Raw genomic sequence first — 26,011 nt, forward strand, 5'->3', positions numbered from 1 at the left:
TCCCACATTGCGACTTGACTCACCAAAAATGTCCGGGAACGGCAGCACGTGCCTCATCTAAGGATGTCCGCGTAGCGCGAGCGGTTCCCTGGCCTGGTGAACAGGGAGTTGTCGATGGCGACGCGGCATGAGATCACCAAGAAGTTCGCTCGTGAGTACGCCCGTGCGAACAGGGCCGAGAAGGGCGCGATGCTCGATGCGCTGGTCGAGACGACCGGGTGGACCCGCGATCACGCCCGGCGTGCGATCCGTGTGGCAGCAGCGCGCAAGGGCGCAGCCCGTGATGTCCAGCGCAGACCACGGCCGAAGAAGTACTCCTATGACGCCCTGATCGTGCTCCAGGAGGTCTGGCGGCTATCGGGCCAGCCGTCGGGCAAGTACCTGGCCGCGGTCATGGACGACACCCTCGAACGCCTGGTCCGGTTCGGTGAGCTCGGTAAGGTCGCTCCGCGCGTCAGACCCGAAGTACTCGACGAGCTGCGCTCGATGTCCGCAGCGACGATCGACCGCTACCTCAAGCCCCACAAGGACGCCGCCTACCCGAGCGCGCTCTCGGGCACCAAGCCCTCCCACATCCTGCGCTCCTCGATCCCGACGCGCACAAGCATGGACGAGCCGATCACGGTGCCTGGGTTCTTGGAGCTGGACACCGTCGCGCACTGCGGGCACACCCTCAAGGGGGAGTTCCTGCGCACCTTGACCGCGACGGACCCGCTCACCGGGTGGACGATGCTGCGCAGCATCCGCAACAACGCGTTCCTGCACGTCCACGGCGCCCTGGAGTGGATCACCGCGCAAGCACCAGTGCCAGTGGCCGGGGTGGACTTCGACAACGGCAGCGAGTTCATCAACTGGGGCGTGATCGCCTGGTGCGACGACCACGACATCCCTGTCACCCGCGCCCGTCCCTACCAGCACAACGACAACGCCCACGTCGAGCAGCGCAACGGCGACTGGGTCCGCAAGCACGCCTTCCGCTACCGCTACGAGACCGAAGCCGAACTGGCGCTACTCAACGACCTGTGGGCCCTCGTCATGGCCCGCAAGAACCACCTGCTGCCCTGCGTCAAGGCGACCGGGTGGACAACCACGAAAGCGGGCCGCAAGAAGCGCATCTACGACCCGCCACGCACCCCTTACCAGCGGCTGCTCGACGCCGGCGTCCTCGACGAAAAGATCCGAAGCAGGCTCGAGACCGAGCACGCCGCACTGAACCCGGCCAAGGTCACCAGAGCGATCAACAAGATCCAGAACCAACTCATCGACCTCGCCGCCGCCCGCACCCGAGGCACCCGCCCCGCAGCCTGACCTACGCGGACATTTCACGTGAGGCAACCGATGAACCCACGCGGACATCTTGACGTGAGGCAAGACGCATTGTGCAGGTCAGGCGCGGGAGTCGCCAGCCCTCCCCGGTGCGGCTCAGCCCCTCGCAGCCCGCCACCCGTCGATCCGCTGGGCCACCAAGCCCGCGACGAGACCGAGCAGCCCCCCGACGCATCCAGCCGGCACACCCACCTCGAACACCGCCGCCCACGCCGTCGGCGGATAGGCGCGCAGTCCGAGGACCAGTCCGACGACGCAGCCGACAAGGCCGACGGCGACCGTGCCCACGACGCACCACCGCACCGGCCTCGGCAGCGCCGCCACGTTCCGGCCGAGCGAGGTCATCCCCCACTATCGCAGAGGGCACAGCGTCCGTCCCGGTGACACGGGGGCCGGCGCCGTGCCGCCGATCGCCTACCCTCGGCCAGTGCCCGAACTGCAGTTGTTGCGTGCCGACCATGGCCCGGCGATCTTGGCGTTCGAGAGGGCGAACCGGGCCTACTTCGCCGCGTCGATCTCCGACCGCGGCGACGACTACTTCTCGCACTTCGCCGAACACCACGAGGCACGGCTGGCCGAGCAGGAGGCCGGGACCGGCGCATACTACGTGCTCGTCGCCGATGACGGATCGGTGCTCGGCCGGTTCAACCTGATCATCGACGAGGACGGGATCGCCACGGTGGGCTACCGCGTCGCGGAGGCCGTCGCCGGCCGCGGCGTCGCGACCGCGACCGTGCGTGAGCTCTGCGCGCTCGCCGCGGCCCGCCACGGGATCCGCATCCTCCGGGCCGCAACCTCCCACGCCAATGTGGCCTCCCAGCGCGTGCTGCTCAACGCCGGCTTCGTCGTGACTGGTCCGGCCGGGCCCGACGACCTGGGCGGGAAGCAGGGCATCTGGCTCCAGCGGGACCTGGCTCCCGCCATCGCCGATCGGTGACCGGGCGCCTGGCGCGAAGCCGTCAGGAGCCCGACGCCTCGACGTGGTCCGCAAGGTTCTGCAGCGACGAGGCCATGCCGCCCTCGTGATCCTCGGCCGAGATGCCCGCCGGGACGCCGTCGGCACACACCTCCACCCGGGCGCCGCCCTCAGCCGGCTGGACGCTCCAGGTCATCGTCATCGTGCCGGCGAGTTCGGGGTCGTCGCTGACGAAGTCGACGGCCTGGACGACACGCTCCCCCTGCCGGACGTCGATGAATCGGACGTCGACCACGTCGGTGCCCCCGGCCGTCTTCCCGATCGCCTGCGGATCGTCGTACTCCAGAACCATCCGGTAGGAGCCGCCGGGCCGAGCGTCGAAGTGCTCGAGCCGGCCCGTCATCCCGGCGGGCGGCAACCACCGCTCCAGTGCATCGCGGTCGACGAGTGCGGCGAAGACGCGCGCGGGGTCTGCGTGCACGATCCGGGAGGCGCGATCGACCCTGACCGATGCGGCCTCCGACCCGGTCATGGCGCTCCTCTCGTCCAGGCCCCAGCATGGCAGCGCGAGTGGGCGCCCGGAGCCGACGTGTGGGGTGATCGCGATCGAGCCGGCCAACGGCACGCCGACGAAAACCAGATGCACCGCCGCGGAGGGTGGCGTTGGATCGCCCCATGGCGATCACGCTGGAGGTCGCGGAGCCGAACGCCCTCGACGAGATCGTCGAGGCGGTGGCGTGCTGGCAGCACGACGGCGCGCCGGTCCAGATCCATCCGGGCGACCTTGGCTGGCAGTGGCGGCTGGGCGCCGAGGAGCTGGCCCGGTCCCTGCGGGTGTGGCGTCGTGACGGGCAGGTCCTCGCCGTCGGAATGGCGGACGACGCGGTGATTCGGATGGCTCTTGCGCCCGGTGTCGACCACGACGCCGCGTTCGCCGCCCGGTTGGTGGCCGACCTGTCTGAGCCGGCGCGGGGCGCGCGTCGAGTCTCCGGGACGGTCGAGGCCCGGTTCGGTGCGGCGTTCCGGGAGCTTTTGCGGGCCAATGGCTGGATCGCCGACGAGCCGTGGACGCCGCTGTGTCGTGACCTCACCGCACCGGTGGAGGGCTGCGGCCTGAGGATCGAGGTGGTCGACGAGCACCGCGCGCCGGACCGGGTCGCGGTGCACCGGGCGGTGTTCCCGAACACCACGTTCACCCTGGAACGCTGGCACACGATGGCCGCGGCCCCGCCGTACCGCCGGGCCCGATGCCTGGTGGCGTACGACGCCCACGACGCTGCGGTCGCCATCGTGACCGTGTGGTCGGCCGGGCGCGGCCGCCCGGGCCTGCTCGAGCCGCTGGGTGTCCATCGCGACCACCGCGGCCGCGGGCACGGCACCGCCATCGGCCTCGCAGCGGCCGCAGCGCTGCAGGAGCTGGGTTCATCCACGGCGACGGTGTGCACACCGAGCGCCAACGTCGCGGGCGTGGCGGCGTACGTCTCGGCGGGTTTCGAGAGGCTCCCGGACGTCACCGACTTCCGTCCGCCAGGATGACGGGCCCGCAAGGCAACCCGTGCCGGCGGCCATGGATATCACCCCAGCGCGATCGCGTGAGCCTGCAGAGTCGTGAGCCAGCACAGTCAGGTGAGCGATCGCCTGTCCAAGGCTGCGCGTTGCCGGCGGACGGGACACACGCACACATCGCGACCGCTGAGCGGGTGGTCGGGACAGTGCCTCCTCCGAGGGATAGCGTCGAAGCCATGTACACTCCGCCGTTCAACCGTGAGGATGACGAGGCCGAGCTCCGCCGGTTCGTGGCTCACGTGCGGGCCGGATGGGTGATCACCAGCCGCCCGGACAACGCCCCGTCTGCCACGTATCTGCCCATCATGTGGCGAGACGACAGGGTCATTGCCCACTTCGCCAAGGCGAACCCGCATTGGCGAGAGATCCAAGACGAGATGCCGGCACTCGTCATCGTCACCGGCCCTGACGCCTACGTGACGCCCACGTGGTATGCCGCCAAGGCCGAGCACGGCAGAGTCGTACCCACGTGGAACTACAGCGCGGTCCATCTCACCGGTCAGGCCCGCACGCATCACGACCCTGAGTGGCTGCGCCATGCGGTCGAGGACCTGACCGAGGAGCACGAGCGCTTCCGCGACGAGCCCTGGGGCATCACCGACGCTCCAGCCTCATATATCGAGGGCCAGCTGCTCGGGATCGTGGGTCTCGAAATCTCTGTCACGAGAGTCGAGGGGAAGGCGAAGCTGAGCCAGAACCGCTCGCTGGCCGACCGTGCGGGTGTGGTCGCGGGGCTGCGTCACAGCACGCGGCCGGGCGAACAGGAGGTCGCCGAGCAGATGGCAGGGACGCTCGAAGACACCTGAGCTGCGTGCGACAACGAGCTCATCCGTGGCTCTCGCCGCCCGCCGCGACCTCGCGCATCCGCGAGAACGAATCGCCGATACAGCTGGTCAGCGGGCGCGCGGTCGTCGCAGTGGCCCACTGCGCCACGGCGGCCTGGAACGCCACGAATGCCATTCCGGTGGCGAGCTCCGCGGTCGGCCCATCGACGCCACGGCGTCCCAGCGCCTCCGCCGTCGCAGCGACAACCAGCTGCTGTTTCCTCAACCCGCGCTCCTGCAGGGCAGGCTCACCACTCACGATCTCCCGCCATCGACGCATCCACTCCCGACGGGGCTCGAAGGCCTTCTCAGCAGCCGCCTTGAGTGCGTGCTCGAGCGTGGCCATCGCGGAGAGCTCGGGCGGCGCAGCACCGATGAGCTCGGCGAACAGCGTCACCAGCCCATCCTCACCCGCGAACAGCACCTCGCGCTTGTCGGCGAAATACCGGAAGAAGGTACGAGTCGTGACCCCGGCACGCGCGGCGATCTGCGGGACGGTCGTCTCAGCGAAGCCGTGCTGCGCGAACAGCTCGATCGCGGCACGCTCCAGGCGCCCGCTCGCATCCGGATCCCACCTCGCCATGCCTCCAGCCTAACTGATGATGACACGCCGTGTCATCGCGTGGTACCGTCATGACATGGCGTGTCATCACAGGAGGAGAGCAGCATGACCGACGATGTCTGGATACTGGGTGCCACCGGCAGAACCGGCGAGGGAATCGCCCGGCAGCTGACCGAACGCGGGATCGAGCCCGTGCTTGTCGGACGCAGCCGCACAAAGCTGGAGGCACTGTCGCGGACGCCGGGCTCACGAATCGTCGTCGCCGAGACACCCACCCAGATGGCAGCAGCGATCCGCCGCGAGCGTCCAGCCGTCGTCGTCAACACCGTCGGCCCGTTCCGACAGACCGCCGATGAGCTCGCCGGTGCTGCCCTGTCGGTAGGGCACTACCTCGACCTGGCGAATGACCTGCCCACGATCTTGGCGCACCGTCAGCGCGATGCCGCGGCTCGACGAGCCGAAAGGACCATCGTCACGGGTGCGGGATTTGGCGTCACGGCGACCGAGAGCGTCCTCACGTGGATCACAGCCGAACGTTCCGCGCCGCGGAAGGTGCGAGTCGACATGATCCCGTCCTTCGCACTCACAGCCGGTCGCGTCGGGGAAGCCCTCGCCGGATCGCTGCTCGACGGCATCCCCGACACGCCAGGAGGCGGCCGGTTCCAGGGCCGCATCATCTCCGGGGCAGAGCTCGCGGGTGCGCCCCTGGCTGGCAGCCCGATGTCGCTGGTCACACCCGACGGCGACATGATGACAACTGCTGTGATGCCGCTGGGCGAGCTGCTGGCTGCCCAGAGGGCTTCCGGTGCCCCGTACGTCGAATCAGCCTCGAGCGAAGCGCCGTCCGGCGTCACCCGGGTTGCCGTGCGAGGCGTGCTGCCATTGATGCACCTGGCACCTCTGCGCCGCTTCGCGGTCCGACTGCTTGCGGGCGTCAAGACTCCCGAGCGCCCAGCCCCGCGACGCCACTCGTGGGCACATGCGTTCGCCGAGTGGCCGGACGGCATGTCGGCGGCCACGAGAAACTGCCCGGAGACGGCCACGAAGCTGCCCGGTGGCGGACATGAGAACTGCCCACTGACGGTCATGGGATCTGCCCGACACGACGTCGTCTGCCTCACCGGTTCCCACGGTTGAGGCCCCTCCTCAGGTGCGGTTGGCGGTGCTGATGCGCCGTTCGCCCCTGAGGAGGGACATGTGAAGTCTGCCGAGGAGATCATGGAAATCTTGGATGCCTACGACCTGACTGGGTCGTTTCGTGATGCCGGTGAGTTGGCCGGCTGTTCGCACCACACGGTGAAGCACTACGTGGACCGCCGCGCTGCCGGCGGGGAGCTGGACCAGACCGCAGCCCGGCTGCAGTTGATCGATGAGTACCTGCCCAAGGTCGAGGAGTGGGTCGAGCGGTCGTTCGGGAAGGTCCGTGCCGATGTCGCCCACGAGAAGCTCGTGGCGTTGGGCTACAAGGGTTCGGAACGCACCACACGCCGCGCGGTCGCTAAAGTCAAGGCGTCCTATCGCTCTGGTCGGGTGCGGGTGCACCGGCCCTGGGTCACCGAGCCGGGGATGTGGCTGCAGTACGACTACGGCGACGGCCCGGTCGTCGACGGCGTCAAGACGGTGCTGTTCGTGGCGTGGCTGGCGTGGTCGCGGTTCCGGGTCGTGCTGCCGTTGCGTGACAAGACGATGCCGTCCGTGTTCGCCGCGCTGGACGTCACGTTCCGCCGACTCGGTGGAGTGCCGACCTACGTGCTGACCGACAACGAGAAGACCGTCACGGTCGAGCACATCGCCGGGATCCCGGTCAGGAACCAGCAGTTGGTCACCTTCGCCGAGCACTACTCGGTCGTGGTGCACACCTGTGTGCCCGCGGATCCGGCGTCCAAGGGCGGCACCGAGGCGTCGGTGAAGATCAGCAAGGCCGACCTCGTCCCCAAGGACACCAACCTGCGGGAGGAGTACGCGAGTTTCGCTGAGCTCGAGGCGGCCTGCGAGGCGTTCTGCGAGAAGGTCAACACCCGTGCCCACCGGACGACGAAGCGGCCGCCGATCGAGATGCTCGCCGAGGAACGAGCTCGGCTGCACCCCGTTCCGGCGCGAGCGCACACGGTCGCGTTCGGCACCACCCGCATGGTGCCGGCGAACACCCCGATGGTGATGTTCGAGTCCGGCCAGTACTCGGTCCCACACACCCTGCTCGGTGCAACAGTGTGGGTCCGCACCCACGGGGTCGGTGAGGACGAGTGGGTCGTCATCGTTCATGTCGGCGACGACGGTCCGATCGAGGTCGCCCGCCACCGTCGCGCCACGCCGGGAACGCCGAAGATCGATGACGGGCACTTCCCGCCCCAGCCGTCCGGCCCGCTGGACCGCCAGCCCCGAGCGAAGAACGCCGCGGAGTCGGAGTTCCTCGACCTGGGTGAGGGGGCCCGGCTGTGGTTGGTCGAGGCGGCTGCCGCGGGCACGCCGCGGATGCGGGTCAAGATGACCGAGGCGCTCGCGTTGGCCAAGTTGTTCGACCCCGTCGAGGTCGACTGGGCACTGGGCCACGCCGCGGTCCATGGCCGGTTCGCCGAGGCCGACCTCTCTTCGATCCTGGACCACCACGCCCGGCAGCCCGGCACAGGTGAGCATCGTGCCAGCGAGGACTCCTCGCTGACCCAGGGCACCGCCGCGTGGGCACGGCTCGGCCAGCGGTCCACCGCGGACGGCGACGGCGAGGTGACCCGATGACGACGAGGAGCCCCATCAGCACCGCGCCGCCGTTGCCGGTCGAGTTGGAGGAGCTGCTGCGCAAGCTGCGGCTGCCGCACATCCGTCGCCACGCGCCCGAGGTGGTCGCGACCGCGAAGGCCCAACGCTGGGAGCCCGCCGAGGTCCTCAAGGCCCTGTTCGCTGAGGAGGTCGCCGGCCGGGAACGCTCCGCCTTGGCCACGAGGCGGGCGGCCGCAGGGTTCCCGACCGGCAAGACGTTCGATGCGTGGCAGCCCGAGATCTCCTCGATCCCGGCCCCGACCCAGCAGGCGCTGCGGACCTTGGAGTGGGTCCACCGGCGAGAGAACCTCGTGGTCTGCGGGCCATCCGGGACCGGGAAGACGTTCCTGCTCGAAGCGCTCGGACAACAAGCCGTCGAGCAGGGACTCAAGGTCGCCTGGTTCACCCTGGAAGACCTCGGCGTCCTGCTGCGCCGGCACCGTGCGGACGACACCGTCACCAAGGCCATCGCCCGAATCCTGCGGGCCGACCTGGTCATCGTCGATGACATCGGGCTCCTGGCCGTCGCCGCCGACGCCGCCGAAGGCCTCTACCGCCTCGTCGACGCCGCCTATGAGAAGCGCTCGGTCGCGATCAGCTCGAACCTGCACCCGTCCGGGTTCGACGAGCTCATGCCCAAGACGCTGGCCACCGCCACAGTCGACCGGCTGCTCCACCACGCCCACGTCTGCCAGACCAGCGGCGACAGCGTGCGCCTGACCCAGGCACTCGCCGGCCAGGGGGTGAGCCCGTTGAGCTGAGCACCCCGGTCGGTGGTGGCCACCGCCCCCTTGGGCAGATCCCGTGGCCACCACCGGGCAGTTCTCGTGGCCGTCAGCGGGCAGGTTTCATGTCCGCCCCTGGGCAGTTCCTACTGTCCCTTGACAACGGCACAACTCGCGAAGGTTGGCTGCGCTTCGGAGATGCGAACGACGTGACCGCCTCCTTGGCTGCCGAAGTGGCGTCGCGGCTGGCCGCCGGCCGCGGCAGACCCGGCGTCTACACGCCCGCCGAGTTGTTCGGAACAGACCTCGCGGAGTCCTGCGGCGGCGTCTACTCACTCGTCACCGAGGACTCCTGACCAGCTGGCCGGACCGGCCAGGCGTGCTCATGCGGACCTCAGCGGCGTGATGGCCTCAATCTGCTCGGATACACGATCCTCAGCGGTTGTCCAGGTCGTGTTGGGTCTGCAGGTTGGGCCAGAACCGCGGACCCCACCTGCCGAGGCTTGCGGAGCGCGACACGCTCAGTTCGCGAATCCAGCGAGCGCATCCGCTCGCGCCGCCACAGCGCTAGACAGTGAAGCGGAACGATCACGCGGGATATCGGTGGTTGTTGGTCATCGCCGGTTGAGCCGGAAAACACGGTCTGACCTACGCAAACGCGTTCGCGAGACCGTTGGACGTCGTCGGCGATCGCCGGCCTCGGCTGGACTTCTTGCGGACTATTTGCGGACCGCTGGCCCTCAGTCATCGCCGTCCAGGTCGAGGATCTCGTTGGCGACCTCGGATGGGAAAAGCGTCGACCAGATGATCTCGCCCGAGCCAGGGTTCATCTCGGCCAGGGGTGACGGTTCGGGCTGCCAGTCTTCAGCCGCAACTCCGGGCACACAGTCGAGCAGCAACGCGAACATCCGCGGGTCCGGCACTCCCTCTGCAATGATGGCCAGGTAGGCCTCGTGCCCGTTCTCTGCCCGGACGAGTGCCTTGATCCGATGGTCCCGGAACTCGGCGACCGCGAGCTGGCCCCTCTTCAGCGACATCGCGACGAGCCGGATCACCATCCGCTTCATCTCGCGCCGCCACGCGACGGCCTGCTCTGCAGCGAGGCGCTTCCAGTCCCACTCGCCCGGGAGCAGGTGATCCGAGGAGACGGTCCTTCCCGTCGTGCACTCCCGCTGCACCGTGGCGTAGAAGTCGCGCTGGGCGCTGTCCGCTTGGCGCCTGCCAGCGGCGCCGATCCACCACGCCCCTCGGCTCGGGCGGACCCATTCCGGGATGTCAGTGCCGCGGAGTTCGGTCACGGCGGCGCGATGGTCTCTGGTCTTGACCTTGAACCAGACGCGGTCGGTGAGCGCGACGACGCGCTCCGCTCCGCCTGCGGCCCGCTGTTCAGGGACCGCCTGGGCGCTAACGATGACCGGCTGGTCGATCTCTTCCAGGCAGACCCCGAGGTCCGGCGGCTCGAGCCCAAGATCACCGAGGCAGCGCTTCGTTGGGCGTACGCCGACCGGTTCCGAGATCATGCGGCGAATCTAGTGGCCGGGTCCGACGCTCCAACGGACGGCGATGTGTCGGCTACTTGGGCAGGCCGCCGAGGTCGTCGAGCTCTTCGGCGCTGAGGCCGGTCATGAGCGACACAGCAGCGGCGTCAGTGCCGTTGAGTTGGCCGAGTGCAGCCTTGATGCCGGCGTTGATCTCGTCGCGGTGGGCATCGATGTACTCACGCACGGCAGCATCGACGACGTCCTTCTTCGAGCGGGACATGAAGTGAGCTGCATGCGAGACGAGTTCGTCGGTTGCAGCGTCGACCTTGATAGGGGCCGTAGCGGTAGCCATGGCAGGGAAGCTCCTTGACCTGAGGTGCCGGGTTTGAACCTCAGGTACCAAAGTACCAACCGACACAAGTTCCGGTCTACTTCGAATAGGGTTCGGCGACCTGCGAAGACACGAACTCGGGCAACGTCATCCACGGAACGCCCACACTTATGCAGGCGTCGGGGATCCTGGGCTTCCGGTCGCTGTTTGCCGGTGTCTCTTGGGTGACGACGGTGCCGCCACGAGCAAGGGCGAGGCCGACGACGAACGGGTCGGCTGAGTTCCGGTTCGCGCCGTGCTGGGCCATCAGCCGTGGGCAGGCCGCCAGCACCTCCTTGGTGCCCTTCTGGATGTCGTGCGCCAGTGCCACGAACAGCCCTCGGTGGACACGGATCCACTTCGCGACATCGTCGTCCTTCCTCCGGATCTCCCTCTTGACCTCGTCGACGGCGAGGATCATTCCGTCGTCGATCAACTGGCCGATCCTGTCCCAGAGGGCCTCGAAGGTCGGCAGCCGGTAGAGGTCGCGACGGCCGTTGATGAACGCGCTGGTGTCGAAGGAGTAGAACGGAAACGGTAGGAGACCCGGTTCAGTCACAGCCTGGCCTTCTCAGCCAGGCGGGAGATCTGGTTGACCTTGACGTCGCGGTAGGCCGCGGCGGTCGTCGAGTCGATGACGTTCCGGCTGTGAGCGTTGGTGACGGTCCGGACATAGCCCCTGCCGAGGTCACGAGCCTTGGTCACGTAGAAGTTGCCGCCACTGGACCGGTTGCCGCGCAGGTCGCGCTCGGAACGGCCCTCACGGAAGTCGCGGTAGAACTCGATCGGGACGCGGTCGAGGGTCACCAGGCGACGCAGGAACGATTCGACGCTCACGCCGAACGGTCGGGCCGCGTCGATCAACTCCTGCATGCTCCACTCGTGGCCCGGCGGCCGTTTGGCGACCAACGTGTTGTCGAGGACGTCCGCTGCGGGCATCAGGATCTCGGCGGCGAGAGCCATCTGACCTCCGGAAGCGTCTCGATTCACACGTTGAAGCGGAACCTGTCCCGCGTGAACGGTAGGAGATGGTGAGAGTTGGCACTAGGCGATCTACCTGCGGTTATGCGGATCATGACGTTGGCGGCAATCGATTCGCTACGAATGTAGCGGGGCATTCCTGGGGCAAACGCCCCAGTTCATCGTGACTGAGAAGCGATCACCCCGACCGGCATCAACCGTGACCGTCACCCCGGTGCGCACGCGCCTGCTGGCCTTCACCACTCTGGAGCTGGACCGCATAGGAAACGAAACGCATCCAGGCCCGCGACGTTGCCCCCTCCCACACGCCGATCCGCCATCGGATCACTGTGGCACCGATCGGGCGACCGTGGCATAATTGACTTATGGATGCCATGTTGACGCTGGGACAGCAAGGGCGGCTGGTGATCCCCGCCGAGGTTCGCAGCGCTTTGGGACTTTCCACTGGAGAGCAGTTGCACCTACGGATCGTCGGTCACAGCCTTGTCCTCGAGCGCCAGCAGGACGCCGCCGCGGAGCTTCGAGGTCTGGCCTCCGGGGTGCCGAGGACACGGTCACTTGTCAATGAGCTTCTCCATGAACGCCGCCTCGCAGCTGCTGCCGGCGAATGACGGTTCTGGACGCCTCGGCGGTGTTGGCCCTCGTCCACGACGAACCCGGCGCGGAGATCGTCGCAGAGGCGCTGCCGTCTGCATCGTTGGGAGCGGCGAACCTTGCCGAGGTGATCGGCAAGCTGATTGATGCCGAGGTTGAGGTCGGCCACGTCCGGGGGCTGCTCACCGCCGCAGGTGTGGTCATCGAACCCGTCACCGAAGCAGACGCAGAGCTGGCAGGTGCGATGCGGTCGCTCGACGGAGGCAAACTTCTGTCCCTGGGCGATCGCTGCTGCTTGGCGCTGACTGCACGCAGCTCGCCTGCCGACGTGCTGACCGCCGACCGCGCTTGGGCAGATCTGGACCTGCCAGTGCGGGTACGCCTGATCCGGTAGGCGATCCTGCTGTGGTCTAGCGACAGCGAGGATCGCGGCAGATCTGGTTGGCCACAGCGCACGCCATCTGTTCGTCGCCCGCATGATCGCGCAGTCTGCGAGTCATGTAACGCAAACGGTCCGCATGGGTGACAGGCCAACGATCATCGCCGAAACCGCGGACAAAGCCGCCACCCCGATCAGAGTCAGACCCTCGTCGAACAGGGTCAGCGCTAGCCCGCCGAGGACGGCGCCGAGTGCTCCCGCCGAACGGTTCGCCGAGCGTCTCGTGGCATTCGCCCGGCCGAGCAATCGATCGGGAGTGACCATCTGCCAATAGCCCGTGTCGTTGGCGTTCTCGACGCCCATCGCGAGGCCCTGGAGCACTAACGCTCCGCCAAGCAGCACCACACCGTTTGGTACGTGGGGTGCCGCGGCGACCAAGATCCATGCAACCGGGTGGATCGATCGCGTCGCGATGATCGCCGGTCCGGTGCCGAGACGGCGTCCGACCATGAGCGCGACGGTTGCGCCGACGAGGCTGGCGACCCCACTGGACGCGACCAGCAGTCCGAAAACCAACCCCGACAGACCCATCTGGCGCAGTACGACGACTGTGAGCGCCGTGAACCCTGCCGCGTTGGCGACGAACCAGACGTGGGTCGACACTGCCAATGGAGCCAGGGTGGGGTGCCGGTAGGTCCATCGCACCCCCTCACTGATCTCGCGTCGTAGGCGCCGCTCACCGGCGTGGTCGGGAGGTGACTCGTCAACGCGAAGTCCGGTGTTCAGCACGGCATCCACGAGATAGCTGACCGCATCGACCGCGATGGCGACGGGCGCACCGAGCAGACCCACCAGGCCGCCACCGAGTGCAGGGCCGAGGGTCTGCGCCGCAGCGTCGCTCTGGTCGAGCCGGGCGTTGGCCACGACCAGTCGATCGCGAGGGACCAGGTGCGGCAGCAGCGACTGCGTGGCAGCGAATGCGAAGACCGAGAACGCGCCAAACGCCAACAGCAGCACGACGAGCGTCCATACCTCCAGCGCCCCGAATGCCCACAGCACCGGTAACGCCCCCCAGCGTGGTCGCCCGTCCGAGGCTGCTCCACACCAGGATCCGCTGCCGCCGCCAGCGATCGGCGTAGACGCCGGCAACGAGTCCAAGGACCGCGTAGGGCACGAACTGGGCGGCGTTGACGACACCAACGGAGAACGACGATGCGTGCAGTTTCTGGATGACCAGGACCGGCATTGCCACAGTCGTGACCGAGGTGCCGAACGAACTGATCGTCGCGGCCGCCCAGTAGCGGCCGAACGGGGCGTCCGCCACTGTCATCTCCTGCCGCCGGTGGTTGGCTCTCATCCCATCACAGTCATTGACAGCACCGGGCTCCGGTGCGCTGCGAGTCGACCCGCCATCAGCCTGAGGTGACGTCCCGCAAGGCGAACGACGTACGGGGACGTCGCATCCAGTTCGCTGACGTCCGGCTGGAACGCCCGAAGTTTCCGGAAGGGGATCCGCTTGCGGCAACTGACCAAATCGGCGCAGCAGGGGCGTGCAGGTGCTGGCTTGGCTCAACGGCCTACTGGTTGGCCTTCACCGCTGAGACGACCACGAAGGGCGGCAAGTGTTGCAGCAGTGCAGCGTGTGGCGGTGCGTCGGAATCTGCAAGGGCCTCGGAGGGCAACGTGGGTTCTTCGATGCGTTCGAACCAGAGACCGTGCCGGCGGAGCGCATTCAAGTAGTCGCTGAGGCGCCGGTGAAAGTCAGTGGCCACGGGCCTTGGAACCGGTCGAATCTGGATGTAGTTGCTGATGCACAGTCGGCCTTCGCTTCGCCACTCGTTGTGGGCAGCGCTAACGATGGGATGGTCGATCGAGAAGATCAACCGCCCTCCGGGACGAAGCGCGCTCGCGCAGACCTCGAACGCCGACTCCCAGTCGTCGATCGACAACAGCACCATATTGGCCACGACGGCGTCGAACTGGCGGTCAAGCCGCGCGGTGGTCAGGTCCGCCTGGATCAACTCGATCCCCTGCTGCAATTGCTCTTCCATACGAACGGAGTGACCGAAGAGCGGTTCGGCCGGCTCGATCGACGTCACCAGTGCGCCCCGGCGCGCCAACAGTCGGCTCACCCTGAAGGCCATGTCACTCGCGGCACGCGACGCGACGTTTAGGGATCTCGAGTTGCGGAAGGTTCGGCCCTCCCACGTCGAGGCCTGGGTGAAAGAGATGTCCATGAGGGGCCTCGCCCCCGGGACAGTCAAGACTCGGTTCGTCAACGTCCGATCCGTATTCCGGGCCGCGATCCGCGACAAGGTGATCGCCGGCGACCCGACCACCGGCATCCGGCTCCCCGCCAGCGCAAGCGTGAAGCCTCGATGGAGATACCGACACCGGCACAGGTGCGGACGATCATCGATGCCGCCGATGAGCGGTTCGTTGCGTTCATCGCTGTCTGTGCGTTCGCGGGGCTGCGGCTCGGCGAGGCCGCCGCCTTGAAGCTCGATGACGTCGACTTCCTGCGTCGTCATCTCCGCGTCCGGCGTCAGGCCCAACGCGCAGGGGCCGGCAAGGTGGAGATCCGACTCCCGAAGTACGGGTCCGAGCGTGACGTTCCGCCCCCAGATGACCTGTTAGCGGTACTTTCGCGCCACCTCGAGCTCGGCCATCGCGGCGACTGGTTGTTCGCAGGCGGCGAGGAGAACCCGCCGCACCAGAACACGATCGGCTACTGGTGGCGCAAGACACTCGTCGCGGCAGGCCAAGAAGGCATCCGTCTGCACGATCTCCGGCACTTCTACGCTTCTGGACTGATCGCAGCCGGGTGTGACGTCGTGACCGTCCAGCGGGCACTCGGGCACGCGAAGGCGAGCACCACCTTGGAGACGTACAGCCATCTCTGGCCCTCTGCTGAGGACAAGACCAGGAAGGCCGCGGCCACGCTCGCCCAGGAGGTCCTGGCCCCTGGCGGGGGCAAGAACGGGGCAACAGGAGACAATTAGGCGTCTGAACTGGGCTTTCACACGTTGAAGCGGAACTCCACGACGTCACCGTCGGCCATCACGTAGTCCTTGCCCTCCATCCGGACCCGGCCAGCCTCTTTGGCCTTCTGCATGGAGCCGGCGGCGACCAGATCGTCGAAGGAGACGATCTCAGCCTTGATGAAGCCCTTCTGGAAGTCGGTGTGGATCACGCCGGCGGCCTCGGGGGCGGTCGCGCCCTTGCGGATGGTCCAGGCGCGGGACTCCTTGGGGCCCGCGGTCAGATAGGTCTGCAGCCCGAGGGTCTCGAAGCCGACGCGGGCAAGCACGTCCAGGCCGGGCTCGTCGACGCCCATCTCGTGAAGCATCTCCCGCGCCTCGTCCTCGTCGTCCAGCTCGACCAGCTCGGACTCGAACTTGGCGTCGAGGAAGATCGCCTCCGCCGGCGCGACGATGTCGCGCATCCGCTGCTTGAGCTCCTCGTCGGCCAGCTCGTCGGCGTCGCAGTTGAAGACGTAGAGGTACGGCTTCGCGGTGAGCAGCGAGAGCTCCCGGATCAGGTCCCGGTCGATCGACGTAGCGATGATCGGCGTACCGGCCTCCAACGTCTCCTTGGCCTCGCGTACGGCGGCCGCCTTGGCCTGCGTCTCCTTCTTGATCTTCGCCTCCTTCTCCAGCCGGGGAAGCGCATTGTCGACCGTCTGCAGGTCGGCGAGGATCATCTCGGTCTGGATCGTGGAGATGTCCGAGGCTGGGTCGACCTTGCCGTCGACGTGGGTGACGTCCTCGTCGCGGAACACCCGGGTCACCTGGCAGATCGCGGCGGACTCGCGGATATGGGCGAGGAACTTGTTGCCCAGGCCCTCGCCCTTGGATGCGCCGGCGACGATGCCGGCGATGTCGACGAACTCGACGGTCGCCGGGATCACCTTCGCGGACCCGAAGATGCCGGCGAGGGTGGTGAGCCGCTCGTCGGGGACGCCGACGACGCCGACGTTCGGCTCGATCGTCGCGAACGGGTAGTTCGCTGCGAGCACGTCGTTCTTGGTCAGGGCGTTGAAGAGCGTCGACTTGCCCGCATTGGGGAGTCCCACGATTCCGATGGTGAGGGCCACGTGGGCGAAGTCTAGGTGCCGCAGGCGACCGCGCTCGAACCGGCCGCCCGCTCAGGCCGGGATGCCGGCCCGCCCCGGGTCGAGGGAGCCCAGCTGCGACTCGGACTCGACCAGGCCCTCATCGCTGGGGGCCTCACCGGACCCAAAGACGCGCTGCTCCTGGCGAGCGCGGAGGTCGAGGTGGGCACGGGCCGGGACGTCGTACCCGTAGCGGGCCTGGGCCTCGCGCGGCGTCATCGTGACCTGCGAGCGGGCCGGGATGCCCAACAGCGGTACGGCGGCGATCGGCACCGTCGACGGAGAGATGATCCGCATGATGGTCAGTTGCACCCGCGGCAGCCGGTGCACGACGCGGTACGCCGGCCGCGACAGTACGGTGACCACCCAGTCGACGATCCGGGGCTGGCGCAGTCCGAACATTCGACGCATCCACCCGGGATAGGTCGCGATCGTCTGCATCCGCACGGCGCGCGCGAGCAGCCGACCGGCGGGCCGCTGCCACCACGGCATGTCCTCGGGGAAGATCACGTCACCGCGCAGCAAAAACGCCGTCATGGACTGGGCTGCCTCGGAGCCCGCCAGCCGCGGCCGCCACTGCTCGAAGTAGGCACGGACCTCCTCGCGGCTGCGCGGCACGTCGGCGGGGTCGATCGTCTGCAGCTCGGCCGACCGCGCGCACTCGAGCCAGTACTGCGCCTCCTCCTCGGGCGGGAGCGGTCCCGGCCCGAACCTCTCGTAGCAGTAGAGGATCGAGTGCCACGCGGTCATGTGGATCCACAGCTGCGAGTCCGACGCGTTCGCGTCGTACCGCCGGCCGGTCACCGGATCCGTGCCGATCGCCTTCGAGTGCACCTTGACCAGGACGTCCGCGGCCTTGGCCGTGGTCGCGGTGTCACCGAAGACCATCAGGGCGAAGTAGCGCAGGGTGCGGTCGTAGCGCGAGCGCGGACGCTCCCGGACTCCCCCCGACGCCTCGACCGCCGCGATCAGGTGCGGGTCGAGCTCCTCGACGGTCACCGAGCGCTGGAAGCCGGTGAGCACCGAGGTCGGGTAGCCCCAGACCTTCCACGTGACCGATCCGGGCCCGAAGAACCCGTTGTCGGCGGGCGCCTCGAACTGCTCGGCGGACCTGCGTCGGACCTTCGCCATGACGTCACTTCCTACAGTCGTGTAGTAATGTGAGAGCGAATCTACACATGTGTAGTAATCTTGGGAAGTGCCCACCTCGACGAGCCCGGCCCGGCGCCCCTACGCCAAGCGGATGCCGTTGGAGGAGCGTCGCGAGCAACTCCTCGACGCCGCGATCCGGCTGATCGCCCGCGACGGGTACGACGCCGTCTCTGTCGACGCGATCGCCCGCGAGGCCGGTGTCACCCGGCCGGTGGTCTATGCGGCGTACGGCGGCCTCGGCACGCTGCTGCACACCCTCCTCGACCGATCGCAGCAGCGCGCCCTCGCCCAGCTCGACGAGGTGCTCTCGACGGGCACCGACCTCGCCGACCCCGAGGCGCTCCTCGTCGACGTGGTGCGTGGGCTGATCGCGATGGTGCAGCGCGATCCCGACCTATGGCGCCCCATCCTCGCCGCGCCGAGCGGGACGCCGCGCGAGGTCCGCGAGCGGGTGGAGGCGGACCGGGAGCGGATCCGCGCCCGGATCGCCCAACTGGTCGACCTCGGGACGGCCGTCTGGGGCGGTCCGGTCGTCGACAGCGAGGTGGTCTCCCACCTGCTGCTGGCCACCGCCGAGCACTTCGGCCGGATCCTGCTCGACGAGCCGCAGCGCTTCGAGCCCGAGCGCATCATCGAGGCGGTGCGACTGCTGGTGGTGGGGCTGCGGCCGCGCCGGGTCAGAGGAGTCAGATGACCCGTCGGCCGCTGCGGATCCGCCAGCGCACCTCGGCCATCGCGACGCGGGCGGGCAGCCGACGCATCGCCCGCGGCATCCGCGGGTAGACGGCGCGAACGATCCTCCAGACGAGGTCGTAGCGGCGCTGGTCGCGGGCCGACCAGGTGAACCCGAGGACGTCGCGGGCATGCGGCGACAGGTTGCCGCGCGTGATCAGGCTCATCAGCGGGAGCACCGGCCGCACGAGCCACGTGGCCTCCCTGGTGGAGAGCAGGCCGGCGGCGTAGCGGCGGATCTGCTCGTCGGAGCGGAAGCCGGCCTCCTTCCGAGCCCACCACTGCTCGAACTCGGCGCGGGTCGGCGGCCACATGTCCTCGCGCACCTGCAGCGCCGTGCCGTAGATCCAGCCCTCGCGGTAGAGCCGCTCCGCGGTGTCAGGGTCCAGCGGGCCGAAGACCTTCTCGTACATCTGCAGGCCCACCTCAGCGAGCGTGGCGGCCACCCACAGCTGGAGCTCTGGGTCGAAGGCCGAGTAGCCCTCACCGCGGATCGGCACGTGCGCCCGGTTGACCATCCGGGCGATCGCCTGCCTCTCGGCGTCCGTGCCCAGGCCCATCACGTAGACGTAGCTCAGCGTGGTCCGCAGCCTGTCGAAGGGACGATCCATCGTCGTGGAGTGCTCGGCGACCCCCTTGCCGACTCCCCACTCCGCGAGCTGGAGCATCACCGCCGACCCGGAGCCGAGCAGCAGCGCCGGCTCGTGCAGCAGGTCAGCGATGCCGAGCCGCCCCCGCGCCGGGTCGGGAGCAGCCTGGGGCGCGGGCTCGGTCGTCGCGGTCATTGCGACATTGAAACAGTCTTTGTTGCAATCGTGCAATACTTCGCGGATGCAGGAGCACCCGGTCGAGGCGATCCTGGACGCCGCCCGCGACCAGTTCGTCGCCGCCGGCGTACGCCGCAGCAGTGCCGACGACATCGCCCGGCGGGCAGGGGTCAACCGGGCCACGATCTATCGCCGGGTCGGCACCAAGGAGGAGATCGTCCGCGCGACGTACGTCCACGAGGCGCAGCGGGTGCTGGCCGCGATCGAGCAGGCGATCGGGCCGGTGCCCGACCCGGGGCCGGCGTCCGCTGACTTCGACGCCGCCGAGTACGTCGCCGCCTTCTTCACCGTCACCATCACCGCGTTGCGCGAGAACAAGCTGCTGCGGCAGCTGCTCGACGTCGACCCCGACGAGACCCTGGCCGGGCTGACCCTGCGCGCCGGCGACGTGATCGCGCTGGCCAGCACGCTCGCCGCGGATCGGATGCGCCGGCTGCGGGCGTACGTCGGCAACACCCACGTCGACGACATCGACGACCTCGCCGGCACCTTCGCCCGGATCGCCCAGTCGCTGCTGCTCACCCCGGACGCACCACCACGGCTGACCACCGAGGCCAGCATGCGCGACTACGCCCGCCGGGTGATCGCACCGATGGTGCTGGGCCGGTAGTCGTCGCCGATACCCTCGCCGAATGCGCATCGCGACCTGGAACGTCAACTCGCTCCGCTCCCGGATCGGACGCGTCGAGGAGTTCCTGCAGCGCCAGGACGTCGACGTGCTGGCCGTCCAGGAGACCAAGGCCCGCGACGATCAGCTCCCGCTGATGGGTCTCCAGTCGCTGGGCTACGAGGTCGCTGCCAGCGGGTTCAACCAATGGAACGGCGTGGCGCTGATCAGCAGGGTCGGCCTCGAGGGGGTCACCGCCGGCTTCGAGGGGGCACCGGGCTGGGGCGACCCGCTGGTGACCGAGGCCAGGGCGATCGGTGCGCGCTGCGCCGGCGTACTCCTGTGGTCGCTGTACGTGCCCAACGGCCGCAAGCCCGACGACCCGCACTACGTCTACAAGCTCGACTGGCTGGGGCGGCTGCGCGAGGCGGCCGCAGGCTGGCTCGACGGGCCGACCGCACTGGTCGGCGACTGGAACGTCGCGCCCCACGACGACGACGTCTTCGACATCACCCGGTTCGCGAAGTCGACCCACGTCACCCCTCCCGAGCGCGCCGCCGTGCAGCGCTTCCTCGACGACGGGTACGTCGACGTCGTCCGCCCGCACACCCCCGGGCCCGAGGGGTTCACCTACTGGGACTACTACCGGCAGAGGTTCGAGCGGAACCGCGGCATGCGCATCGACCTAGTGCTCGGCTCGCCCGCGTTGGCCGAGCGGGTGACGGGCGCGTTCGTCGACCGTGACGAGCGCGACCCGAGCCGAGGCGCCGGCAGCCCCTCGGACCACGCACCGGTCGTCGTCGACCTGGCCGACTGAGGCTCACGCTTTCCTGACCCTGGGGACTACCGTGAGGTTGTGAGGGAGGACGACGACCGACACTGGCTGGCCGGGACCATCTACTTCAACCGCGACGATCCGCGCATCTTGGTGCCCAAGAAGCTCGGACTCGGGATCGGCCGCACCCTGAACCTCGGCCACCCCGTGTCGTGGCTGTTTCTCGCAGCGGTCTGCGTGTTCGTCGTTGTCATGGCGGTCACCGGAAACCGCTGACAACCAGTGGTTGACATGGCAACCCCAGGTTGTCATCCTCGTATCCATGACGAACTCGCCGGACCATATGGCGATAATCGAGCAGATCAAGGACGTGCGCGCGCAGGCTATCGAGCACGCCCGGCAGGCCCGACGACTCTCAGCGATGCGGCGCGACCTGATGCAGAGCCTCCTCGATGACGGCTTCTCGCAGGCCGACATCGCCCGAGAGCTGGGAGTCTCGCGCCAAGCCATCCAGAAGATGATGTCCGTGGGGTGACCCGCCTGCGCGCTGTTGTCGCTGGGACCACTACGGGCAGAGGTTCGAGCGGAACCGCGGCACGCGTGTCGGCTGGCCGACGAGACGGAGCCGAGAGCGGCGACCTCAGCAGACCCCGAGGCCGCGCAGCCAGTCGACGACCACGCCGGCGAGCTGGGGGCCCTGGTCCTCCTGCAGGAAGTGGGCGGCGCCGGTGATCGTGGTGTGCGGCTGGCCCGCGGCACCGGGAACCTGCCCGGTGAACAGCGCGTCGGCACCGCGGGTGATCGGGTCGCCATCGCTGAACGCGCACAGGAAGGGCTTGTCGAACCTCCGCAGCACCTCCCAGGCAGCCGCCGCGGGCGCGGCCGCGACGTCGTCCGGCTCCTGGGGGATCAGGTCTGGCATCGCCTGAGGGCCGGCCTTGAAGGTGACGTCGGGGAACGGCGCGTCGTACGCCGCGACCACCTCGGGAGCCAGCTCGGTGCCGGAGCCGAACTGCACCAGCAGCCCGACCGGCAGGTCCTCGGTGCGCACCACGAAGTCACGGAAGCTCCACCACTCCTCGCCCAACCGGTAGCTGCCGTCGGGGAGGCCGGTGTTGGCCGCGACGACGCGCGCGAACCGGTCCGGGTGCTCGCCGACCAGCCGCAGCCCGAGGAGGCCACCCCAGTCCTGGCAGACCAGCGTCACCTCGCGCAGGTCGAGGTCGTCGAACAGCGCGGAGCGCAGCCATTCGACGTGGCGGGCGTAGGTGTGATCGTCGACCGCGGCGGGCTTGTCGCTGCGGCCGAATCCGACCAGGTCGGGAGCGACCACGCGCAGGCCGGCGTCGAGGAACACCGGGATCATCCGACGGTAGAGGTAGGACCACGACGGCTCGCCGTGCAGCAGCAGCACGACCGGCGCGTCCCGTGGCCCCTCGTCCACGGCGGCGACGCGCAACCCGTCGGACGTGGTGAGGTACGTCGGCTGGTAGGGCCAGTCCGGTAGGTCGGCGAATCGCTCGTCCGGGGTCCGCAGGATGTCCATCCGGGGACCGTACCGCTGCCGACGGGCTCCGGGTCCCGATCAATGTCGGTGGCTCGTGCCAGCCTGACCGCATGGAGATCCTGCTGCTCGTCCTGGGTGTCGCGATCGGCGTCGTGGTCGGCCTGGTCCTGGGCCTGCTGCTCGGCCAGCGGTCCGGTCGAGACGCCGGGCTGGTCGGCGCCCTGTCGGCGCGCGGCGAGGACCAGGCCGTGATCCGCGATGGGCTCGACCGCCTCGACGAGCGAATGCGCGACCTGGAGCACCAGCGGGTCTCCTGGCAGAGCCAGCTGCGCCAACAGGTCGACGACGTGCGCCACACCACCGACTCTCTGCGGCGCGAGACCGGGGCCCTCGCGACCGCGCTGCGGCGACCACACGTGCGCGGGCAGTGGGGCGAGCTGCACCTGCGCCGCTGCGTGGAGGCGGCGGGCATGGTCGCGCACTGCGACTTCGAGGAGCAGGTGCACCTCGTCGGCAGCGAGCGCTCCCTGCGTCCCGACCTGGTCGTGCGTCTCGCCGGCGGCCGGTCGGTCGTGGTGGACGCCAAGACCCCCCTCGAGGCCTACCTCGACGCCTTGAGCGCACCCGACGACGAGCAGGTCGTGCCGCTGCAGCGGCACGCGCGACAGGTGCGCAACCACGTCGACGCGCTGTCGTCCAAGGCCTACTGGTCCGCGCTGCCGAGCACCCCCGAGTTCGTGGTGATGTTCGTGCCCTCGGAGTCCTGCCTGTCCGCCGCTCTCGGTGCCGACCCGACCCTCATCGAGTACGCCGCGACCCACAAGGTGGTGCTGGCCTCTCCGACGACCCTGATCGCGCTGCTGCGCACGGTCGCGCACGGCTGGACGACCGAGACCGTGCTGCAGTCGACCCGGGAGATCCACGAGCTCGGTCGCGAGCTGCACGACCGGCTGTCCACGATGGGCGGCCACTTCGCCCGCCTCGGCAAGGCGCTGTCCGGCGCGGTCGACGCCTACAACGGCACGGTCGGCTCCTTGGAGTCCCGAGTGCTCGTCACCGCCCGCCAGTTCGAGGACATCGGAGTCACGGACGCCCCGCTGTCGCCCGTCCCCCCGGTCGATCGCGCCGCCCGGCCGCTCACCGCCATCGAGCTGTGCGAACACCGCCGGTAGCCTGCGGCAATGACCGACTGCATCTTCTGCAAGATCATCGCCGGCGACTTGCCCGCCACCAAGGTCATCGAGGACGAGCAGACCCTGGCCTTCATGGACATCAACCCCGGCAGCCACGGCCACGCCCTGGTGATCCCCAAGGCCCACTCCAAGGATCTCACCGCGATCGGTCCCGATGACCTCGCCGCGTGCCTCTCGACGGCCCAGGAGCTGGCCCGGCGGGCGATGGAGAACCTCGGCGCCGACGGGGTCAACCTGATCAACTGCTGCGGGGCGGCTGCCTGGCAGACGGTCTTCCACTTCCACCTGCACGTGGTTCCCCGGTACGCCGACGGTCCGCATCGCGACGGACTCCAGCTGCCCTGGGTGCCCGCGCCCGGCGACCCCGGCGAGATCGCCGACGCCGCACGCGCCCTGTCCAACGGCGACTGACCCGTGGCGCGGTGCGGCGTGGCGCCCACCGCCACGCCGTGACCGCCCTACCGTGGAGACGTGAACGCACCCACGTTGTGGGAGGAGGGGCGGTGGTCCGGTAGCCGGGTCACCCGCTTCTCGGTGCTGCTGTGTGTCCTGCTCGCCGGGCTCGACCTCCTGGTCACCCAGCGGATCAGTCTCGTCTTCGACATCGGCTTCGCGCTGGTCTGCCTGCTGGCGGCGCTCGCCGTTCGCCCCCAGGACTTCTTCCGGGTGGGCGTGCTGCCTCCGCTGCTCCTCCTGGGCTGTGCCGTGGTGCTGTCCCTGGTGGCTCGTGGCGCCGTGGCCGACCAGGGCAATGGCTATGTCCAGGGCGTCATCTCCGCGCTGGCGCACAGTGCCTCGGGCCTGATGGCCGGCTACGTGCTCGTCCTGCTCGTCCTTGCCATCCGGCACCACGTCATCGGGCGCCGTGCGCTGGCCGGATCGTCGCCCGGGTCAGATCACTCGAACCGCGAAGCGTCACCCGCGCCGTACCGGGTGATCTCGGGAGCGCCGCCGGAGAAGTCGACGACCGTGGTCGGCGACGGCACCACGTCGCCGGCGTCGATCACCGCGTCCAACCAGTGATCCAGCTCCTCCTTGATCAGCCAGCCCTCGGTCATCGGCTCCTGCTCGCCGGGGAGGATCAGCGTCGATGACAGCAACGGCTCGCCGAGCTGCTCCAGCATGGCCCGCACGACCCGGTGCTCGGGGATCCGCACACCGACCGTGCGCTTCTTCGGGTGCATCAGCCTCCTGGGCACCTCGGCGGTCGCCGGCAGGATGAAGGTGTACGGGCCGGGCGTGGCGGCCTTGATCGCGCGGAACGCGGCGTTGTCGATGTGCACCAGCTGACCGAGTTGGGCGAAGTCCCGGCACACCAGGGTGAAGTGGTGCTTGTCGTCGAGGTCGCGGACCCGCCTGATCCGGTCGAGCCCCTCCCGGTTGCCGAGCTGGATGCCCAGCGCGTAGCCCGAGTCGGTGGGGTAGGCGATCAGCTTGTCGTCGCGGAGCATCGCGACGACCTGGTCGATGGCGCGCGGCTGCGGGTCGACGGGATGGACGTCGAAGTACCGCGCCACGGCCGTCAGGCCCGGTCGGCGGCCTGGGCGGCCGCACGCATGTCGCGCCGCAGCTCCGGGGGCAGCGCGAAGATCAACGACTCCTCGGCGGTGTGCACGGCGCGTGCATCGGGGTAGCCGCGGTCGGCGAGGAAGCCGAGCACGCCGTCGACCAGGTCGTCGGGCACCGACGCCCCAGAGGTCACGCTCACGTTGCGTACGCCGTCGAGCCACTCCTCGCGGATCTCGGCGGCGTCATCGACGCGGTACGCCGCTCCGGCACCGGCCTCCAGCGCCACCTCGGCCAGCCGCACCGAGTTCGAGGAGTTCGCCGACCCGACGACGATCACCAGGTCCGCGTCGGTGCTGATCTCCTTGATCGCGGACTGGCGGTTCTGGGTGGCGTAGCAGATGTCGTCGCTGGGCGGGTCCAGCAGATGCGGGAACCGGGCCCGGATCGCGTCGACCGTGGCCATCGTCTCGTCGACCGACAAGGTGGTCTGGGAGAGCCAGGCCACCTTCTCGGGGTCGCGCACGACGATGCCCGGCACGTCCTCGGGACCCTGCACCAGCTGGATGTGGTCGGGCGCCTCACCCGACGTCCCCTCCACCTCCTCGTGCCCGGCGTGGCCGATCAGCAGGATGTCGTAGTCGTCGCCGGCGAATCGCTTCGCCTCGTGGTGGACCTTGGTGACCAACGGGCAGGTCGCGTCGATGGTCTTCAGGCCGCGGGCCTTCGCCTGCTCGTGCACCACCGGCGAGACGCCGTGGGCGGAGAACACGACCGTCTGCCCCTCGGGAACCTCGTCGAGCTCCTCCACGAAGACCGCGCCGCGGGACTCCAGACCGGCCACGACATGCTTGTTGTGCACGATCTGCTTGCGCACGTAGACGGGCGCGCCGTACAGCTCCAGGGCCTTCTCCACCGTGATGACCGCACGGTCCACGCCCGCGCAGTACCCGCGCGGCGCGGCCAGGAGCACGGCGCGATCGGCCTCCTCGGGGCTGAGGACGGCCGGGGTGCCCAGGTCGGTGGTCATGGGCCCAAGTCTAGGTGCCGCCCTCCACGTCGACCCCGGGTCCCGGCAAGACGCCGCCCCCGGTCGATCGACACACGGGCGGCCAGGACT

Annotated in this window: 34 protein-coding genes and 2 pseudogenes; 20 read left to right on the top strand and 16 right to left on the bottom strand. The window is 68.9% G+C overall.

Translation table 11 applies throughout. The features are described from left to right. The first annotated feature begins 114 nt into the window (after window positions 1-114). On the top strand, window positions 115-1,308 hold the full coding sequence (locus tag Q9R13_RS09245; protein WP_310963069.1) for an integrase: 1,194 nt from the start codon (window positions 115-117) through the stop codon (window positions 1,306-1,308). Window positions 1,309-1,422: 114 nt separating this feature from the next. Here Q9R13_RS09245 and Q9R13_RS09250 read toward each other — a convergent pair whose 3' ends face one another. Next, window positions 1,423-1,671: a hypothetical protein gene (locus Q9R13_RS09250; RefSeq protein WP_310964818.1), complete on the bottom strand. Its 249-nt coding sequence runs from the start codon at window positions 1,669-1,671 to the stop codon at window positions 1,423-1,425. A gap of 82 nt (window positions 1,672-1,753) precedes the next feature. Here Q9R13_RS09250 and Q9R13_RS09255 point away from each other — a divergent pair, with 82 nt between their 5' ends. Further along, window positions 1,754-2,263 (top strand): GNAT family N-acetyltransferase, encoded by a 510-nt coding sequence (locus Q9R13_RS09255; RefSeq protein WP_310964819.1) that lies wholly within the window; start codon window positions 1,754-1,756, stop codon window positions 2,261-2,263. Window positions 2,264-2,285: 22 nt separating this feature from the next. Here Q9R13_RS09255 and Q9R13_RS09260 read toward each other — a convergent pair whose 3' ends face one another. Continuing rightward, window positions 2,286-2,888 (bottom strand): SRPBCC family protein, encoded by a 603-nt coding sequence (locus Q9R13_RS09260; protein WP_310964821.1) that lies wholly within the window; start codon window positions 2,886-2,888, stop codon window positions 2,286-2,288. Window positions 2,889-2,917: 29 nt separating this feature from the next. Here Q9R13_RS09260 and Q9R13_RS09265 point away from each other — a divergent pair, with 29 nt between their 5' ends. Continuing rightward, the gene (locus Q9R13_RS09265; protein ID WP_310964823.1) at window positions 2,918-3,778 is read left to right on the top strand and encodes a GNAT family N-acetyltransferase; all 861 of its coding nucleotides are present in this window, start codon (window positions 2,918-2,920) and stop codon (window positions 3,776-3,778) included. A gap of 206 nt (window positions 3,779-3,984) precedes the next feature. Next, the gene (locus Q9R13_RS09270) at window positions 3,985-4,614 is read left to right on the top strand and encodes an FMN-binding negative transcriptional regulator (protein WP_310964824.1); all 630 of its coding nucleotides are present in this window, start codon (window positions 3,985-3,987) and stop codon (window positions 4,612-4,614) included. A 19-nt stretch (window positions 4,615-4,633) separates the two neighbouring features. Here Q9R13_RS09270 and Q9R13_RS09275 read toward each other — a convergent pair whose 3' ends face one another. Then, window positions 4,634-5,215, bottom strand: a complete 582-nt coding sequence (locus Q9R13_RS09275; RefSeq protein ID WP_310964825.1) for a TetR family transcriptional regulator — start codon at window positions 5,213-5,215, stop codon at window positions 4,634-4,636. Between the two features lie 84 nt (window positions 5,216-5,299). Between Q9R13_RS09275 and Q9R13_RS09280 the strand changes: the two genes are divergently transcribed. From Q9R13_RS09280 to Q9R13_RS09295, 4 genes are all read left to right on the top strand, one after another. Beyond that, on the top strand, window positions 5,300-6,331 hold the full coding sequence (locus tag Q9R13_RS09280) for an NAD(P)H-binding protein (protein ID WP_310964826.1): 1,032 nt from the start codon (window positions 5,300-5,302) through the stop codon (window positions 6,329-6,331). 60 nt (window positions 6,332-6,391) lie between these two features. Further along, window positions 6,392-7,927: an IS21 family transposase gene (gene istA / locus Q9R13_RS09285; protein ID WP_021473522.1), complete on the top strand. Its 1,536-nt coding sequence runs from the start codon at window positions 6,392-6,394 to the stop codon at window positions 7,925-7,927. Beyond that, window positions 7,924-8,709, top strand: coding sequence for an IS21-like element helper ATPase IstB (gene istB, locus Q9R13_RS09290; RefSeq protein ID WP_021473521.1), 786 nt, complete (start codon window positions 7,924-7,926; stop codon window positions 8,707-8,709). The genes istA and istB overlap by 4 nt, the downstream gene beginning before the upstream one ends. A gap of 173 nt (window positions 8,710-8,882) precedes the next feature. Then, a complete protein-coding gene (locus tag Q9R13_RS09295; protein WP_310964827.1) occupies window positions 8,883-9,029 on the top strand; it encodes a hypothetical protein in 147 nt (48 codons plus the stop codon). A 384-nt stretch (window positions 9,030-9,413) separates the two neighbouring features. On the opposite strand, the gene Q9R13_RS09300 is transcribed toward Q9R13_RS09295, so the two are convergent. The 4 genes from Q9R13_RS09300 to Q9R13_RS09315 form a co-directional block, all read right to left on the bottom strand. Next, window positions 9,414-10,193, bottom strand: a complete 780-nt coding sequence (locus tag Q9R13_RS09300; protein WP_310964829.1) for a hypothetical protein — start codon at window positions 10,191-10,193, stop codon at window positions 9,414-9,416. Between the two features lie 52 nt (window positions 10,194-10,245). Then, a complete protein-coding gene (locus Q9R13_RS09305) occupies window positions 10,246-10,506 on the bottom strand; it encodes a hypothetical protein (RefSeq protein WP_310964830.1) in 261 nt (86 codons plus the stop codon). Window positions 10,507-10,582: 76 nt separating this feature from the next. Beyond that, the gene (locus Q9R13_RS09310) at window positions 10,583-11,083 is read right to left on the bottom strand and encodes a DUF4411 family protein (protein WP_310964832.1); all 501 of its coding nucleotides are present in this window, start codon (window positions 11,081-11,083) and stop codon (window positions 10,583-10,585) included. Next, window positions 11,080-11,487, bottom strand: coding sequence for an ImmA/IrrE family metallo-endopeptidase (locus tag Q9R13_RS09315; protein ID WP_310964833.1), 408 nt, complete (start codon window positions 11,485-11,487; stop codon window positions 11,080-11,082). The genes Q9R13_RS09310 and Q9R13_RS09315 overlap by 4 nt, the downstream gene beginning before the upstream one ends. Before the next feature lie 383 nt (window positions 11,488-11,870). On the opposite strand from Q9R13_RS09315, the gene Q9R13_RS09320 reads away from it, so the two are divergent. Together Q9R13_RS09320 and Q9R13_RS09325 are read left to right on the top strand one after the other, a co-directional pair. Continuing rightward, window positions 11,871-12,116, top strand: a complete 246-nt coding sequence (locus tag Q9R13_RS09320) for an AbrB/MazE/SpoVT family DNA-binding domain-containing protein (RefSeq protein ID WP_310964836.1) — start codon at window positions 11,871-11,873, stop codon at window positions 12,114-12,116. Further along, window positions 12,113-12,493 (top strand): type II toxin-antitoxin system VapC family toxin, encoded by a 381-nt coding sequence (locus Q9R13_RS09325; protein WP_310964838.1) that lies wholly within the window; start codon window positions 12,113-12,115, stop codon window positions 12,491-12,493. The genes Q9R13_RS09320 and Q9R13_RS09325 overlap by 4 nt, the downstream gene beginning before the upstream one ends. A gap of 102 nt (window positions 12,494-12,595) precedes the next feature. On the opposite strand, the gene Q9R13_RS09330 is transcribed toward Q9R13_RS09325, so the two are convergent. The 3 genes and pseudogenes from Q9R13_RS09330 to Q9R13_RS09335 all read right to left on the bottom strand — a co-directional run bounded on the left by Q9R13_RS09330 (window position 12,596) and on the right by Q9R13_RS09335 (window position 14,715). Beyond that, window positions 12,596-13,537 carry an MFS transporter gene (locus Q9R13_RS09330; protein WP_310964840.1) on the bottom strand — a complete coding sequence of 314 codons (942 nt, stop codon included), beginning with the start codon at window positions 13,535-13,537 and terminating at the stop codon, window positions 12,596-12,598. Between the two features lie 16 nt (window positions 13,538-13,553). Beyond that, a pseudogene (locus Q9R13_RS20260) lies at window positions 13,554-13,835 on the bottom strand (MFS transporter); the annotation flags it as partial. 220 nt (window positions 13,836-14,055) lie between these two features. Next, window positions 14,056-14,715: a class I SAM-dependent methyltransferase gene (locus tag Q9R13_RS09335; protein WP_310964841.1), complete on the bottom strand. Its 660-nt coding sequence runs from the start codon at window positions 14,713-14,715 to the stop codon at window positions 14,056-14,058. Between Q9R13_RS09335 and Q9R13_RS20265 the strand changes: the two genes are divergently transcribed. Beyond that, window positions 14,621-14,977: a phage integrase N-terminal domain-containing protein gene (locus tag Q9R13_RS20265; protein WP_397219320.1), complete on the top strand. Its 357-nt coding sequence runs from the start codon at window positions 14,621-14,623 to the stop codon at window positions 14,975-14,977. The two genes, Q9R13_RS09335 and Q9R13_RS20265, sit on opposite strands and share 95 nt — an antisense overlap. Next, window positions 14,863-15,480: a site-specific integrase gene (locus Q9R13_RS09340; protein ID WP_397219419.1), complete on the top strand. Its 618-nt coding sequence runs from the start codon at window positions 14,863-14,865 to the stop codon at window positions 15,478-15,480. The genes Q9R13_RS20265 and Q9R13_RS09340 overlap by 115 nt, the downstream gene beginning before the upstream one ends. A 17-nt stretch (window positions 15,481-15,497) precedes the next feature. Here the strand turns inward: Q9R13_RS09340 and ychF are convergent, their stop codons facing one another. Both ychF and Q9R13_RS09350 read right to left on the bottom strand, forming a co-directional pair. Further along, window positions 15,498-16,574, bottom strand: a complete 1,077-nt coding sequence (gene ychF / locus Q9R13_RS09345; RefSeq protein WP_310964843.1) for a redox-regulated ATPase YchF — start codon at window positions 16,572-16,574, stop codon at window positions 15,498-15,500. 51 nt (window positions 16,575-16,625) lie between these two features. After that, a complete protein-coding gene (locus Q9R13_RS09350) occupies window positions 16,626-17,723 on the bottom strand; it encodes an oxygenase MpaB family protein (protein WP_310964845.1) in 1,098 nt (365 codons plus the stop codon). A 67-nt stretch (window positions 17,724-17,790) separates the two neighbouring features. On the opposite strand from Q9R13_RS09350, the gene Q9R13_RS09355 reads away from it, so the two are divergent. Then, window positions 17,791-18,438 (top strand): TetR/AcrR family transcriptional regulator, encoded by a 648-nt coding sequence (locus tag Q9R13_RS09355; protein ID WP_310964846.1) that lies wholly within the window; start codon window positions 17,791-17,793, stop codon window positions 18,436-18,438. Here Q9R13_RS09355 and Q9R13_RS09360 read toward each other — a convergent pair. Continuing rightward, window positions 18,431-19,261, bottom strand: coding sequence for an oxygenase MpaB family protein (locus tag Q9R13_RS09360; protein WP_310964847.1), 831 nt, complete (start codon window positions 19,259-19,261; stop codon window positions 18,431-18,433). The genes Q9R13_RS09355 and Q9R13_RS09360 overlap by 8 nt on opposite strands. A 46-nt stretch (window positions 19,262-19,307) precedes the next feature. Here Q9R13_RS09360 and Q9R13_RS09365 point away from each other — a divergent pair, with 46 nt between their 5' ends. Genes Q9R13_RS09365 through Q9R13_RS09380 form a run of 4 tightly spaced genes read left to right on the top strand, consistent with a single transcriptional unit; the run spans window position 19,308 to window position 21,220 of the window. Further along, window positions 19,308-19,913, top strand: coding sequence for a TetR/AcrR family transcriptional regulator (locus Q9R13_RS09365; RefSeq protein WP_310964848.1), 606 nt, complete (start codon window positions 19,308-19,310; stop codon window positions 19,911-19,913). Window positions 19,914-19,935: 22 nt separating this feature from the next. Then, the gene (locus Q9R13_RS09370; protein WP_310964850.1) at window positions 19,936-20,727 is read left to right on the top strand and encodes an exodeoxyribonuclease III; all 792 of its coding nucleotides are present in this window, start codon (window positions 19,936-19,938) and stop codon (window positions 20,725-20,727) included. A 39-nt stretch (window positions 20,728-20,766) separates the two neighbouring features. Next, window positions 20,767-20,961 (top strand): DUF5808 domain-containing protein, encoded by a 195-nt coding sequence (locus tag Q9R13_RS09375; RefSeq protein ID WP_310964851.1) that lies wholly within the window; start codon window positions 20,767-20,769, stop codon window positions 20,959-20,961. A gap of 46 nt (window positions 20,962-21,007) precedes the next feature. Beyond that, window positions 21,008-21,220, top strand: coding sequence for an HTH domain-containing protein (locus tag Q9R13_RS09380; RefSeq protein WP_310964852.1), 213 nt, complete (start codon window positions 21,008-21,010; stop codon window positions 21,218-21,220). A 105-nt stretch (window positions 21,221-21,325) separates the two neighbouring features. On the opposite strand, the gene Q9R13_RS09385 is transcribed toward Q9R13_RS09380, so the two are convergent. Then, a complete protein-coding gene (locus tag Q9R13_RS09385; protein WP_310964853.1) occupies window positions 21,326-22,231 on the bottom strand; it encodes a haloalkane dehalogenase in 906 nt (301 codons plus the stop codon). 71 nt (window positions 22,232-22,302) lie between these two features. On the opposite strand from Q9R13_RS09385, the gene Q9R13_RS09390 reads away from it, so the two are divergent. The 3 genes and pseudogenes from Q9R13_RS09390 to Q9R13_RS09400 all read left to right on the top strand — a co-directional run. Further along, window positions 22,303-23,364 (top strand): DNA recombination protein RmuC, encoded by a 1,062-nt coding sequence (locus tag Q9R13_RS09390; protein WP_310964855.1) that lies wholly within the window; start codon window positions 22,303-22,305, stop codon window positions 23,362-23,364. Window positions 23,365-23,373: 9 nt separating this feature from the next. Next, window positions 23,374-23,796, top strand: a complete 423-nt coding sequence (locus tag Q9R13_RS09395; RefSeq protein ID WP_310964856.1) for an HIT family protein — start codon at window positions 23,374-23,376, stop codon at window positions 23,794-23,796. Window positions 23,797-23,919: 123 nt separating this feature from the next. Beyond that, window positions 23,920-24,228: pseudogene (locus Q9R13_RS09400) on the top strand (DUF6542 domain-containing protein); the annotation flags it as partial. Between the two features lie 53 nt (window positions 24,229-24,281). Here Q9R13_RS09400 and Q9R13_RS09405 read toward each other — a convergent pair. Both Q9R13_RS09405 and Q9R13_RS09410 read right to left on the bottom strand, forming a co-directional pair. Next, the gene (locus Q9R13_RS09405; RefSeq protein WP_310964857.1) at window positions 24,282-24,902 is read right to left on the bottom strand and encodes an L-threonylcarbamoyladenylate synthase; all 621 of its coding nucleotides are present in this window, start codon (window positions 24,900-24,902) and stop codon (window positions 24,282-24,284) included. Window positions 24,903-24,907: 5 nt separating this feature from the next. Continuing rightward, entirely contained in the window at window positions 24,908-25,921 is a 1,014-nt protein-coding gene (locus Q9R13_RS09410) for a 4-hydroxy-3-methylbut-2-enyl diphosphate reductase (protein ID WP_310964858.1), read from the bottom strand. Between the last annotated feature and the right edge of the window lie 90 nt (window positions 25,922-26,011).

The organism is Nocardioides marmorisolisilvae, assembly GCF_031656915.1.
GTDB lineage: Bacteria > Actinomycetota > Actinomycetes > Propionibacteriales > Nocardioidaceae > Marmoricola > Marmoricola terrisoli.